The 13,226-nt window shown below is 63.7% G+C and carries 11 protein-coding genes; 5 read left to right on the top strand and 6 right to left on the bottom strand.

Features of this window, described 5'->3' with window-relative positions:
- Positions 1-3: 3 nt before the first annotated feature.
- Both MESAU_RS24825 and thrC read right to left on the bottom strand, forming a co-directional pair.
- Positions 4-1,296 carry a M16 family metallopeptidase gene (locus MESAU_RS24825; protein WP_015318775.1) on the bottom strand — a complete coding sequence of 431 codons (1,293 nt, stop codon included), beginning with the start codon at positions 1,294-1,296 and terminating at the stop codon, positions 4-6.
- A 14-nt stretch (positions 1,297-1,310) separates the two neighbouring features.
- Positions 1,311-2,708 (bottom strand): threonine synthase, encoded by a 1,398-nt coding sequence (gene thrC, locus MESAU_RS24820; RefSeq protein ID WP_015318774.1) that lies wholly within the window; start codon positions 2,706-2,708, stop codon positions 1,311-1,313.
- Between the two features lie 129 nt (positions 2,709-2,837).
- Between thrC and MESAU_RS24815 the strand changes: the two genes are divergently transcribed.
- Positions 2,838-3,569 carry a hypothetical protein gene (locus MESAU_RS24815; protein WP_041163504.1) on the top strand — a complete coding sequence of 244 codons (732 nt, stop codon included), beginning with the start codon at positions 2,838-2,840 and terminating at the stop codon, positions 3,567-3,569.
- A 42-nt stretch (positions 3,570-3,611) separates the two neighbouring features.
- Here the strand turns inward: MESAU_RS24815 and MESAU_RS24810 are convergent, their stop codons facing one another.
- Entirely contained in the window at positions 3,612-4,301 is a 690-nt protein-coding gene (locus tag MESAU_RS24810) for an HAD family hydrolase (RefSeq protein ID WP_015318772.1), read from the bottom strand.
- A 178-nt stretch (positions 4,302-4,479) separates the two neighbouring features.
- Between MESAU_RS24810 and MESAU_RS24805 the strand changes: the two genes are divergently transcribed.
- Positions 4,480-5,613, top strand: a complete 1,134-nt coding sequence (locus tag MESAU_RS24805) for a site-specific DNA-methyltransferase (protein ID WP_015318771.1) — start codon at positions 4,480-4,482, stop codon at positions 5,611-5,613.
- A 64-nt stretch (positions 5,614-5,677) separates the two neighbouring features.
- Here the strand turns inward: MESAU_RS24805 and MESAU_RS24800 are convergent, their stop codons facing one another.
- Complete coding sequence (locus MESAU_RS24800) at positions 5,678-6,289, bottom strand: HAD family hydrolase (RefSeq protein WP_015318770.1); 612 nt, start codon at positions 6,287-6,289, stop codon at positions 5,678-5,680.
- Entirely contained in the window at positions 6,282-7,421 is a 1,140-nt protein-coding gene (mutY, locus tag MESAU_RS24795) for an A/G-specific adenine glycosylase (protein WP_015318769.1), read from the bottom strand. Before mutY ends, MESAU_RS24800 begins: the two co-directional genes overlap by 8 nt.
- Before the next feature lie 53 nt (positions 7,422-7,474).
- On the opposite strand from mutY, the gene MESAU_RS24790 reads away from it, so the two are divergent.
- The 3 genes from MESAU_RS24790 (at position 7,475) to smc (ending at position 12,569) form a co-directional block, all read left to right on the top strand.
- A complete protein-coding gene (locus MESAU_RS24790; RefSeq protein WP_015318768.1) occupies positions 7,475-7,975 on the top strand; it encodes a DUF721 domain-containing protein in 501 nt (166 codons plus the stop codon).
- A gap of 268 nt (positions 7,976-8,243) precedes the next feature.
- Positions 8,244-8,987, top strand: coding sequence for a DsbA family protein (locus MESAU_RS24785; RefSeq protein ID WP_015318767.1), 744 nt, complete (start codon positions 8,244-8,246; stop codon positions 8,985-8,987).
- Positions 8,988-9,110: 123 nt separating this feature from the next.
- Positions 9,111-12,569, top strand: coding sequence for a chromosome segregation protein SMC (gene smc, locus MESAU_RS24780; protein WP_015318766.1), 3,459 nt, complete (start codon positions 9,111-9,113; stop codon positions 12,567-12,569).
- 212 nt (positions 12,570-12,781) lie between these two features.
- On the opposite strand, the gene MESAU_RS24775 is transcribed toward smc, so the two are convergent.
- A complete protein-coding gene (locus MESAU_RS24775) occupies positions 12,782-13,150 on the bottom strand; it encodes a VanZ family protein (protein WP_015318765.1) in 369 nt (122 codons plus the stop codon).
- Between the last annotated feature and the right edge of the window lie 76 nt (positions 13,151-13,226).

Here is a 13,226-nt window from a genome sequence, read left to right as displayed (position 1 = left end):
GACTTAGACGGCGAGCCTGCGGGCCGTGGTCTGCGTGCCCGGAAGCGAATCGAGGACCGCCTCGTATGGTGCCAGCGTACCCACGGGCCCGACAGCGGTAAGCGTCGGCTTGGTCGAGAACATCCGCGACGACAGGTCGGTAAGGCGCTCGATCGTCAGCGCCGCCAGGCGCTCCATCAGCTCTTCCTTCGCGATCGGCCTGCCGAAAAGGAGTAGTTGCCGCGCGATCTGCGAGGCGCGGCTGGCCGGGCTTTCGGCCGACATGATCAGGCCGGCCCGATATTGGGCGCGCGCACGGTCGAGCTCTTCCTGCAGGATGCTCTCGCCGGCCTTCTGCAACTCGTCGATGATGACAGGCACCAGCTTGGCGATGTCGCTTTGGCCCGTCGCGGCGTGAACGCCGAATATGCCCGTATCGGAAAAGCCCCAGTGGAAGGCGTAGACCGAGTAACAGAGGCCGCGTTTTTCGCGGACCTCCTGGAACAGGCGCGATGACATGCCGCCGCCGAGGATCATCGACAGCACCTGCGAGGCGTAGAAATCCCGCACATGGTAGGCGCGGCCCTCGAAGCCCAGCACGATCTGCGCGTCCATCAGGTCGCGGTCCTCGCGGAAGTCGCCGCCGACATATTGCGCGTATTGCGGGATGGTGCTGTCGGCCTTGCTGCGGAAACCGCCGAGCCGGTTTTCGACCTCGCGCACGAACTTGTCGTGCTTGATGTCGCCTGCGGCCACGATCACCATGCGCTCGGCGCCATACTGGCGTTCTATGAAATCGTGCAACTGCTTGGAGGTGAAGGATTTTACCGTTTCGGGCGTACCCAGGATCGAGCGGCCGATGGTCTGGTGGCGAAAGGCCGTCTCGGTGAAACGGTCGAAGACGATGTCGTCGGGCGTGTCGTGCGCGGCGCCGATCTCCTGCAGGATGACGTGCTGCTCGCGCTCAAGTTCCTGCGGGTCGAATTCGGACTCCTGCAGGATGTCGGACAGGATATCGACGGCCAGCGGCACATCGTCGGAGAGCACCCTGGCGTAGTAGGATGTGGTCTCGACGCTGGTGGCCGCATTGATCTCGCCGCCGACGTCCTCGATTTCCGAGGCGATCTCGAAGGCGCTTCGCCGCTTCGTCCCCTTGAACGCCATGTGCTCGAGCAGATGGGCCATGCCGTGCTCGTCTTCGCGTTCATTGCGGGCACCCGACTTGACCCAGGCACCCAAGGCAACCGATTCGATACTTGGAAGGGTTTCGGTGGCGACTGTCAGGCCGTTCGACAGACGGCTTACCTCAACACCCATATGGCTCGTACTCCCTAACGCGCCGCCCGCGCGCGGCGACTGACGTAATCTTCCACCATTTTGAGGTCGGATGGAAGTACCGTGTATTTTTCCTCGAATGTCATCAATCCCCCTAGCCATGCGGGCAGGGCGGGCGAGACACCGCTGGCGGCTTCGACGGCGGCCGGGAATTTCGCCGGATGGGCGGTGCCGAGCACCACCATCGGCACGGCGCCCGCAGCCCTGGCCGCCGCCACATGCATGGCTGCCGCCGTATGTGGATCGAGCAGATAGTTGCTGTTTGCCAGCGTCGAGCGGATGGTGGCGGCAACCTCGTCCATATCTGCGCGGCCGGCGTCGAATTCGGTTCGCATACCGGCGATTTCCGCGGCTTCGATGGTGAAGGCGCTCGATTGTTTGAGGCCGGCCATGTAGCGCCGCACCGTTGCGGCGTCGCGGTTTGACGCCTCGAAAAGCAGACGTTCGAAGTTCGACGAAACCTGGATGTCCATCGACGGCGAGGTGGTCGCAAAGACCCCTTTGGTCCGGTATTCGCCGGTCGCGAAGGTGCGTGCCAATATGTCGTTGTCGTTGGTGGCGATGACCAGCCGGTCGATCGGCAGGCCCATCTTCTTGGCGGCGTAGCCGGCGAAGATATCGCCGAAATTCCCGGTCGGCACGGTGAACGAGACCGGCCTGTCCGGCGCGCCGAGCGACAATGCCGAGGAGAAATAATAGACGATCTGGGCCATGATGCGTGCCCAGTTGATCGAATTGACCCCCGACAGCGACACCTGGTCGCGGAAGCCGTGATCGTTGAACATGTCCTTCAGCAGGCCCTGACAGTCGTCGAAATTGCCCTCGATCGCCAGCGCATGGACATTTTCAGCCTTCGACGTCGTCATCTGCCGCTGCTGCACCGGCGAGACGCGACCATGCGGAAAAAGGATGAAGATGTCGGTGCGGCTGCGCCCGGCAAAGGCGTCTATGGCCGCGCCACCGGTATCGCCCGACGTGGCGCCGACGATGGTGGCGTGCTGGTCGCGTTCGGCAAGCACATGGTCCATCAGCCGGGCAAGCAACTGCATCGCCACGTCCTTGAACGCCAGTGTCGGCCCATGAAAGAGTTCGAGGACAAAAGTGTTGGCGCCGGTCTGCACCAGCGGGCAGACGGCCTCATGGCGGAAGGTGGCATAGGCTTCGCGGACCAGGCGCTCGAAGACCGGCGCGGCGATCTCGCCGCCCAGGAACGGCATCAGCACGCGTATGGCCAGGTCGGGATAGGCGAGGCCGCGCATGGCTCGGATCTCGGATGGCGAGAAATGCGGCCATTCGCGCGGCACGTAGAGGCCGCCATCGCGCGCCAGGCCCGCCAGGATGGCGTCGGAAAATCCAAGCGCGGGCGCTTCACCGCGGGTGCTCACATAATGCATGTCACAGATCCGTTTGCCGCCTGTTTTTCCGTTCACCACAAGGTGGTTAATTTCTGCACCGGCTCTAGTCGCATTTTTGCCGCGCGGTTGATATACGTCACCAGCTTTGCGAGAGGGAAGTGCAGTTTCATGGCGTTTCGTATATCAAGTGGTCGCTTTTTGGCGGGTCTTGCGCTCACGGGCTTTATGCTTGCCGCCGCGGGCTGCCAATCAGGCGACAATGGCATCCTGAACCTCGGTTTCGGCAAGAAGGATCCGACGGCGCCACCCCCGCCGCAGGACCCCAAGGTGCTGGCCAGCCAGCTGAACGCCTATTGCCCAAGGGTGACGGTGCGCGACGGCACGGCCTTCTTCAATACCTATGTCAACGAGGTGCAGAAGCCCAAGCCGAAGCTCAAGAAGACCGGCGATGCCGCTGCGGATGCCGCGGCCCAGGCCGCCGCTGACGCCGCTGCTGCTACGCCGCCCGACGATTCGGCGAGGATCATTTATCAGGCGTCGATCAGCGACGTGACCCGCGATTGCAGCCGTGCCGACGGACAACTGACGATGAAGATCGCGGTTGCCGGCAAGATCGTGCCAGGGCCGAAATTCACGCCAGGCACCATCACCATGCCGATCCGCACCGCGGTCATGCACGGCACCGACGTGCTTTATTCGCAGATACATCACTATCAGGTTCAGGTGACCGATCCCTCGGTCGCCACCCAGTTTGTCTTCACCGATTCCAATGTCGTCGTACCGGCGCCGACGGCGCAGGACTATCAAGCCTATGCCGGTTACGACGAAACCGCGCCGAAGGCGACGACCGACAAGCCGAGGAAGAAGACCCACAGGAAGAAGACGGCCGCGACGAACTAGGCGGCTGTCGGCCTGGCGTGCCTCCAGCCGGACGCACGCATCTCAGGCATCCGCCGACCACTCCGACAGAGCGGCAATGACACTCTTCAGTTCCGCCCAGCGGCGGATCACCGTCTCGGCACCGGCCTCTGTCAAGGCGTCGGCATGGCCGGGATAGCTGTGGCTGGCGCCCGTAAAGCCGATCACGCGCATGCCGGCGGCCTTGGCGCCGGTGACGCCGTGCACGGAATCCTCGATGACGAAGGTGTTCGCCGGGTTGACGCCGAGCTTTTCGGCGGCATGCAGGAACACGTCTGGAGCCGGCTTGGTCTTTCCGGTCGGCGTTTCCATCGCCGAGAAGATGCGCCCGGCGAAGAACGGCAACAGATGCACCTTCTCCAGCATGAACTCGATCCGCTCCGAACGTGAGTTGGAGCAGATGCAGCGTTGCGACGTGACCGAGGCGACCGCTTCGCGCACGCCTTCGATGGCGCGCACGTCGCTGCGCAGTTTGCGGTCGACCAGTTCCTCGGCGCGATCGATCAGCGACACCTGGAACGGGATTTTGGACTTCTCCTCGATTCGTATCAGTATGTCCTTGAAGGTCAGGCCGGCATAGGTCTCGGCAATCTCCTCCGCCGAGATTTCGTATCCGGCCAGGGTTATCAGTTCAGCTTCGACCCGCGCGGCGATGATTTCGGAATCGACGAGCACGCCGTCGCAATCGAAGATGACAAGATCTGGCTGGGGCATGGTGATCCGGACGATGGAGGGTGGAGGAATGGCCGCTCAGGGCTCAAGCGGCGCGGCATACACCAATGGACACGGCTTCGCAAACTCCTCCACGGCATCGATAAAGCTTCACCGAATATTTACGCTGATCGGTAACCATAACGGGCAGTAAACAGTAACGCGTGCCTTGGGTGTAAAAATGTCAGCCGTGCGTCTTCTCGACGAGCTCTCCCACGCTCCCCAGCAATCCGAATGGCTGGACACGATCCTGAAAGGCGACTGCGTCGCGGCGCTTGACCGCCTGCCGGAAAAGTCGATCGACGTTATCTTCGCCGATCCGCCCTACAATCTGCAGCTCGACGGCGACCTGCACCGTCCCGACCAGTCCAAGGTCGATGCGGTCGACGACGACTGGGACCAGTTCGAGAGCTTCGAAGCCTATGACGCTTTCACCCGCGCCTGGCTGCTGGCGGCACGCCGCGTGCTGAAGCCCAACGGCACCATCTGGGTCATTGGCTCCTATCACAACATCTTCCGCGTCGGGGCCAAGATGCAGGATCTCGGCTTCTGGATTCTCAACGACGTGGTCTGGCGCAAGACCAATCCGATGCCGAATTTTCGCGGCCGCCGCTTCCAGAACGCGCATGAGACGATGATCTGGGCTTCGCGTGACCAGAAGGGCAAGGGCTATACCTTCAACTACGAAGCGCTGAAGGCGTCGAACGACGATATCCAGATGCGCTCCGACTGGCTGTTCCCGATCTGCACCGGCGGCGAGCGCCTGAAGAATGAGAATGGCGACAAGCTGCATCCGACTCAAAAGCCCGAGGCGCTGCTTGCCCGTATCATGATGGCCTCGACCAAGCCGGGTGACGTCGTGCTCGACCCGTTCTTCGGCTCCGGTACGACAGGCGCGGTTGCCAAGCGCCTCGGCCGTCACTTCGTCGGCATCGAGCGCGAGCAGGCCTATATCGACGCCGCCAATGAGCGCATCGACGCGGTGCGGCCACTCGACGAGGCGGATCTCACCGTGCTCACCGGCAAGCGCGCGGAGCCGCGCGTCGCCTTCGTCAGCCTGATCGACACCGGGCTGATGACGCCCGGCGCCACGCTCTATGACGCCAAGAAGCGCTGGGCCGCCAAGGTTCGCGCCGATGGGACCGTCGCGATCGGCGACAGCGCCGGCTCGATCCACAAGATCGGCGCCGAGGTGCAGGGATTGGACGCCTGCAACGGCTGGACCTTCTGGCATTATGAGCGCAGCGGCGGGCTTACCCCCATCGACGAACTGCGCCGCATCGCCCGGCTTGGCATGGAAAGGGCAGGGGCCTGAGTCCTGCAGCCTGCCTCATATTTGGTGATTCAAAGTCTCACCGGATCGCCGCAAGCGATGGAGATCACACTCTGATCCCCAATCGCTCAAGGTCTGCTTTAAGCGTGCTGGCATCGGTGAACAGCACCGCTTGCCAGCCGGCGGCCTTGGCGCCGTCGACATTTTTCTGGCTGTCATCGATGAACAGCGTCGCCGACGGCTCGAGGTCGAACGCGGCCACGTGATGGTCGTAGATGCCACGATCCGGTTTGATCTTGCCGATCTCGCCTGAGATGGTGACGCCGCGCGGACGATCGAGGAAATCGAAGCGTTCGCGCGCTTCGGCCAGCGTGTCGGAAGCAAAGTTGGTCAGCATCGTCACATCGTGGCCGCTGTCGATCAGGCCGAGCATGATGGTGACACTGTCGTCATAGGCATGCGGCACCATCTCGTGCCAGTGGCGACGGAAATTGCGGATGTTTTCGGCGTGCTCGGGGTGCTCCGCGATCAGCAGCGCTTCGGCCTCTTCCCACGTCCGGCCGCGATCCTGCTCTATGTTCCAGTCATGCGTGCAGATATTGTCGAAGAACCACTTTCTCTCTTCGTCGTCGGGAATGAGGCGGCTGAAGGGAATGTTCGGATCGTAATGGATCAGCACCTTGCCGATGTCGAAAACGATGTGGCGGATTTCAGTCATGGGGCCTCTTTGCACTCAATGGCGACGGTTTTTTCGTCGCGCCGGGTATCGCAGCCTCGATTGCCTTTTTCATGACGGTGGGCAGCGCCTGGCCTGAAATCTCATGGGCGGGCGACCAGAAATACCCTGCCAGGGCATCACCTTTGATGTGGGCGCAAAAGACTTCGAGTTCGAGCGCGAAATGGGTGAACACATGCGCGATTGTCCCGGCGCGCCGCCAGTCGCCGGTAAAGGGCGCTGCCGCCTCTGTGGTGGCTCCGTCCACCCGCGCCGTCCAGGCGGTGGTCGGCACTTCCGTCATGCCGCCGAGCAGCCCTTTCTCAGGCCGCTTGCGCAAAAGAATGGCACCGTCGTCGCGCATGGCAACGAAAGCAGCCCCCCGCCGCAGCGGCTTGTCGGCCTTCGGCAGCCGCACCGGGAAATTTTCGGGATCTCCTGAAACAACGGCGCTGCAGTCCTCGCGCAGCGGGCACAGCATGCAGCGCGGCCGGCGCGGAGTGCATATCGTGGCGCCGAGATCCATCATCGCCTGGGCAAAGTCGCCGGGCCTTGTCGCCGGCATCATGCGCTCGACATGGACCCGTATCTCGGCCTTGGCTTCGCTGAGCGGCGTCGTGATCGAAAACAGCCGTGAGATGACGCGTTCGACATTGCCGTCGACGACGGCGGCGTGGCGGTCGAAGGCGATGGCCGTTATTGCCGCCGATGTATAGGCGCCGATCCCCGGCAATTCTCGAAGTCCGATCTCGGTGTCCGGAAACCGCCCGCCGCGTGCCGCCACCAGATCGGCGCAGGCCTTGAGGTTGCGGGCGCGGGAGTAGTAGCCGAGCCCCGCCCAGGCTTTCATCACATCCTCCGTCGGCGCCGCGGCCAGCGCTTCGACATCGGGCCATTTCTCGACAAAGGCGAGGAAATACGATTTCACCGCTTCGACGGTGGTCTGCTGCAGCATCACCTCCGACAGCCAGATACGGTAGGGATCGGGCCGCACACCGCGTGCATGCTCGCGCGGCGTCACGCGCCACGGCAATTCGCGATGATGCGCGTCATACCAGGCGAGCAGGCGCGACGCCGTATCGTCCGAGATGGCCTTGCTGGTCTGGGCCTTGCGGGTCTGGTCTGCAGGTGCCATTGATCTTGCGTTGGCCTGGCCGGTATCTGCTGGGTCGTGGCTGGAGAACGCACATGGCAGGGAAAAGGCGCTTCGGCAATCCCGTTCCGGTGAGCGATCTCGCCACCGACATCCTCGACCCGGTGCTGCGCAAGCGGGCAGGCATCTCGATCGGTCTGGTCCAGTCGTGGGAAGAGATTGCCGGACCGCGCCTGGCCATCCACTCGCGGCCCGAAAAGATCCAGTGGCCGCGCCGCCTGCACGAGGATGATCCGTTCGAGCCGGCCGTATTGGTCATCGCCTGCGAGGGCATGGCCGCGCTTCATCTGCAGCACGAGACCAGCGAGATCATCAACCGGGTGAACGCCTTCCTGGGTTTCAGGGCGATAGGCCGCATCAGGATCGTGCAGAAGCCGATAAGCTCGGGAAGAGCCCGGCCCAAACCCACCCTCAGGGCGTTGAGCGCGGCCGAAAAGGCGAAATTGTCCGATACTGTCGGGCTTATAGAGGATGACGGGCTGCGCGCCTCGCTGGAACGGCTGGGGGCGACCATTCTGGGCGCAAGGAAAGCCTAGACGGCTGCAATGACCCCAGGGACTATCCCGAGGCCGTCTGGCCAAGGGCGAAGTGGAACGGTTACAGTTGCCCCGGTCGGCCCAAACGGAGACGATCCCCTTGGTTCTGATTGGAAACGGTCATAGGTTTGTCGTTAATCTCGCGCATTCGTGATCGCCCTTGTCAGGTTTCACGATTGGATTGGGGACAGGGATGCCTTAATTCGCGCCAACTCTCGCCTTTTCGTGCCTTTGCATTGCAAAATCCAACCCTTATCAGGTGATTCGTATGAGCCGTCCCCCGTTTGGCCAAAGCTTCTCTCGCAGAAACGTCCTGACATCGCTGGCCGCCATCCCGGCGGTGGCCCTGCTCGCCGCCTGCAGTGATTCCGGCGAAGAGGCGAAGGCCGCGGATGTCAAGCCCGCGAATCCGGCAACGCCCGCAAAGCCGGCCACGCCCGCCGCGGTCCAGGTACCGGAAGCGCAGGGCACCGTCGACATGACCGAACTGATGAAGCCGGGCGCGCTGCCCGACAAGCAGCTCGGCAAGGATGACGCCAAGGTCACCATCGTCGAATACGCCTCGATGACCTGCCCGCACTGCGCGCATTTCGCCGAGACCACCTTTCCGGATTTGAAGGCCAAGTACATCGATACCGGCAAGGCGCGCTACATCCTGCGCGAATTCCCATTCGATCCGAGCGCCGAAGCCGGTTTCATGCTGGCGCGTTGCGCCAAGGATAACTATTTCCCGATGGTCGACGTGCTGTTCAGGCAGCAGGCGAACTGGGTCGGCGTGTCGAACACCAAGGAAGCGCTGCTGCAAATTTCCAAGCTTGCCGGTTTTACACAGGAGTCCTTCGAGGCCTGCTTGACCGACCAGAAACTTCTGGACGATGTGAGATCGGTTCAGAAGCGCGGCGCCAATGAATTCAAGGTCGACTCGACGCCGACCTTCTTCATCAACGGTAAGACCTACAAAGGGGCGATGTCGATTGAGGAAATGTCGGCCATCATCGACCCTCTGCTCTGACATCGGCTCAGTGCTGAAGCGGCAGCGCTCCGGCGCTGCTTGCCTCTCTATCCGTTCGCGCGCTCTGCGCCCTATCGCAAAACCTCAGTACACTCTTGCCGAACCGGTGTATGAGGCGCGCGAATGAAGTTTTCGCGCCTCCGCCTCCTTGGTTTCAAGTCCTTCGTCGAACCCGGCGAGTTCGTCATCGAACGCGGCCTGACCGGCATTGTCGGGCCGAACGGCTGCGGCAAGTCGAACCTTGTCGAGGCGCTGCGCTGGGTGATGGGCGAAAGCTCCTACAAGAACATGCGCGCGTCCGGCATGGACGACGTCATCTTTTCCGGCTCGGGCACCCGTCCCGCCCGCAACACCGCCGAAGTCACGCTTTTCCTGGACAACAGCGACCGCTCGGCTCCATCCGCCTTCAACGATGCCGACGAACTGCAGGTGTCGCGCCGCATCGAGCGCGAGGCCGGCTCGCTCTACCGCATCAACGGCAAGGAAGCGCGCGCCAAGGACGTGCAGCTTCTGTTCGCCGACCAGTCGACCGGCGCGCGCTCGCCCTCGATGGTCGGGCAAGGCCGTATCGGCGAACTGATCCAGGCCAAGCCGCAGGCCCGTCGCGCCCTGCTCGAAGAAGCGGCCGGCATTTCCGGCCTGCACACCCGTCGCCACGAGGCGGAATTGCGGCTTAAGGCGGCCGAGCAGAACCTCGAACGCCTGGACGATGTCGTGGGCGAACTGGAAAGCCAGATCGAAAGCCTCAAGCGCCAGGCGCGCCAGGCTTCCCGCTTCAAGAACCTGTCGGCCGACATCCGCAAGGCCGAAGCAACGCTCTTGCACCTGCGCTGGACGCTGGCCAAGACACAGGAAGGCGAGGCGCGTTCGGCGCTGGCCACGGCAACGGCGCTCGTCGGCGACCGCGCCGCCACGCAGATGAACGCGGCCAAGGAGCAAGGCATCTCCGCCCATCGCCTGCCTGACCTGCGCGACGCGGAAGCCGCGGCTGCCGCGGCTTTCCAGCGCCTGTCGATCGCCAGGTCGCAGATCGAGGAAGAAGCTGGCCGTATCCGCAACCGGCAGGCCGAACTCGAACGTCGGCTGCAGCAGCTCGACGGCGACATTGCCCGCGAAGAGCGGATGGTGCGCGACAATGCCGACGTTCTCGAGCGCCTGCGTGCGGAAGAGGCCACGCTGAACTCCGAAAACGCCGGTGCCGCCGAGCGTGAGGCCACCACCCGCGCTGTATTCGAACAGGCCGCCTCGACGCTTGCGCAAAGCGAAGCCAAACTTGCCGCGCTGACCGCCGAGCGCGCCGAGGCCGCCGCCTCGCGCCACCAGATCGAACGGACTTTGCGCGAAACCGCGGAGCGTCGCGACCGCTTCGCCCGCCAACTCGCCGACGTCGACCGCGAATTGTCGGACATCCTCTCTAAGGTCGCCGGCTTGCCGGATCCGGCCGAGAAGCAGGTACTGGTCGAGCAGGCGATGGCGTTGCTGGAGGAGTCCGAGGCAGCGGTGGAGCAGGCTGAACAGTCGGTCATCGACGGCCGTGGCGCTGAAAGCGCTGCCCGCCCGCCGCTTCAGGACGCCAAGGCCGAGCTGGCGCGGATCGAGACCGAAGCGCGCACGCTGGCCAAGATCCTGAACGCGGCCAGCGGCGATCTCTTCCCTTCGGTGCTGGAGCAGATCAGCGTCGAGCGCGGCTTCGAGACGGCACTGGGGGCCGCCCTTGGCGAAGACCTCGACGTGCCGCTCGACCGCAGTGCACCGGCGCATTGGGGCGAAAGCGAAATCCAGCCCGGCGATGCCGCGCTTCCGGAAGGGATCAAGAGCCTTGCCAGCGTGGTTCGCGCGCCGGCGCAACTAGCCCGACGTCTTGCGCAGATCGGCATCGTCGAGGCCGCTGACGGCCGCCGGTTGCAGGGGCTTCTGGCTCCAGGCCAGCGCCTGGTCAGCCGCCAGGGTGCGCTGTGGCGCTGGGACGGCCTGACCGCCAGCGCCGATGCACCGACCGCCGCGGCACAAAGGCTGGCACAGAAGAACCGGCTTGCGGAACTCGATGCCGAAGCGGTGCAAGCGACGCTTGTGCTGCGCCAGGCCGAGGAAGCGCTAGCGCAGGCCGAGCAGGCGCTCCGCCAGGCAAGCGAAGCCGAACGCAACACGCGCCAGGCGGGACGTGAGGCCCAGCACCGGCTGGACGCCGCCCGCAATGCGTTGGCCGAGGCGGAAAAGGCCGGCGGTGAACTATCGAGCCGGCGTGCCGCGCTGGACGAGGCGCGCGCCCGCATCGTCGACAGCCATGAGGAGACGTTAGCGGCTTTCGTCGAGGCCGAGATGCTGCTGCAGGATGCGCCCGACCTCGGCGACCTGCAATTGCAGCTCGAACAGTCCTCGGCCAATGTCTCGCGCGACCGCGCCGCGCTTGCAGACGCGCGCGCCGTCCACGAGGGCTTGCGGCGAGAAGCCGAGGCACGCACACGCCGGCTTGACGCCATAGGTGCCGAACGCAGCAACTGGCTGGAGCGCGCCGAAAACGCTTCGACGCAGATCGCGTCGCTTGCCGAACGCAAGGCAGAGGCCGAAGCCGAGCGCGAACGGCTGGCCGATGCGCCCGACGAGATCGACGCCAAGCGGCGTGCGCTGCTGTCGCAGCTCACCGAGGCCGAAACCTTGCGCAAGGCGGCAGCCGACCGGTTGCAGGAGGCGGAGAACAGGCAGGCCGAACTGGACAAGGCGGCCACATCCGCCATCCAGTCGCTGGCCGAAGCGCGCGAAACCCGCGCCCGTGCCGAGGAACGGCTGACGGCGGCCGACGAACGCCGGCTGGAGGTCGAGGCGCGCATCCAGGAAACGTTGAACACGCCGCCGCATCTGGTCATTCGCCACACCGGCCTGGAAGCCGACGATCCGATGCCCGAAATGCCCGAGATCGAACGCCAGTTGGATCGGCTGAAGGTCGAGCGCGAGCGGCTCGGCGCCGTCAATCTGCGCGCCGAGGAAGAGCAGAGGGAGCTTTCCGAGCGCCTGGAGGCGATCGTTTCCGAGCGAGAGGACATTATCGAAGCGATCCGCAAACTCAGGCAAGCGATCCAGAGCCTCAATCGTGAAGGCCGCGAACGGCTGCTGGCCGCCTTCGATGTCGTCAACAGCCACTTTCAGCGACTGTTCTCGCATCTGTTCGGTGGCGGCACGGCGGAATTGCAGTTGATCGAATCCGAGGATCCGCTGGAGGCGGGCCTGGAGATTCTTGCCCGACCGCCCGGCAAGAAGCCGCAGACCATGACGCTGCTGTCGGGCGGCGAGCAGGCGCTGACTGCGATGTCGCTGATCTTCGCTGTCTTCCTGACCAACCCGGCACCGATCTGCGTGCTCGACGAAGTCGATGCGCCGCTCGACGATCACAATGTCGAGCGCTTCTGCAATCTCATGGACGAGATGGCCAAGACCACCGAGACGCGTTTCGTCATCATCACCCACAATCCCATCACCATGGCCCGCATGGACCGGCTGTTCGGCGTGACCATGGCCGAGCAGGGCGTCAGCCAGCTTGTCTCTGTCGATTTGCAGGCGGCAGAGGCGATGCGCGAGGCGAGTTGACGCGTCCGACCGCCATCGCGAGTTGAAGCGTCCGGCAGCCATCGGCGGACCGCTTAGGTTTTCTGATCGTGTCCGTGGCACTGGTGTTTGGCCGAGGCCCAGAGGAAATAGAGCGGGCCCATGTTCAGCACAGGCACGCGACGATCCCGCTCGCGATCGCGCAGTTCGCGGTAGACCTTCACCTTCAGGGCCAACTTGCTGATTTGGCTATCTCAATTCATGCGTCGCGAAATCCAGTTCGCGCAGATTGCCGCCAGAAGTCCGCAAGCCATGCCGACGCAATCGGCGATCCAGTCGAACACGTCGAGATCACGCTCTATCAGCGACGTGCCCTGGAGGATTTCGATCGCGGCTCCAACCAGGGCGAGGAAGATGATCAGCCTCGTCTTGCGGCCGGGCCAGCCCAGACTTCCCAGAAACGCCAGGATCGCGAAGGCGCTCGCATGGTTTGCCTTGTCGTAGTGGAAGCCGATATCGATGCCGAATTCGTCGAGGCGAGATATCGGCAGCAACGCGAGCACCAGGACCGCAATGAGCGTGGCGATAAAGGCAATCCGCTCGGCGGCTGAGTAAAATTTCATTCTGTTCCGTCGATACACCAGCCATCGAGGTCGGGTCCGGAGATCTTGGTCAGGTGGCATGCCGGGTGTAAGCGGC

It is taken from the genome of Mesorhizobium australicum WSM2073, assembly GCF_000230995.2.
GTDB lineage: Bacteria > Pseudomonadota > Alphaproteobacteria > Rhizobiales > Rhizobiaceae > Mesorhizobium > Mesorhizobium australicum.
This window is presented reverse-complemented; position numbering and strand designations above follow the sequence as displayed.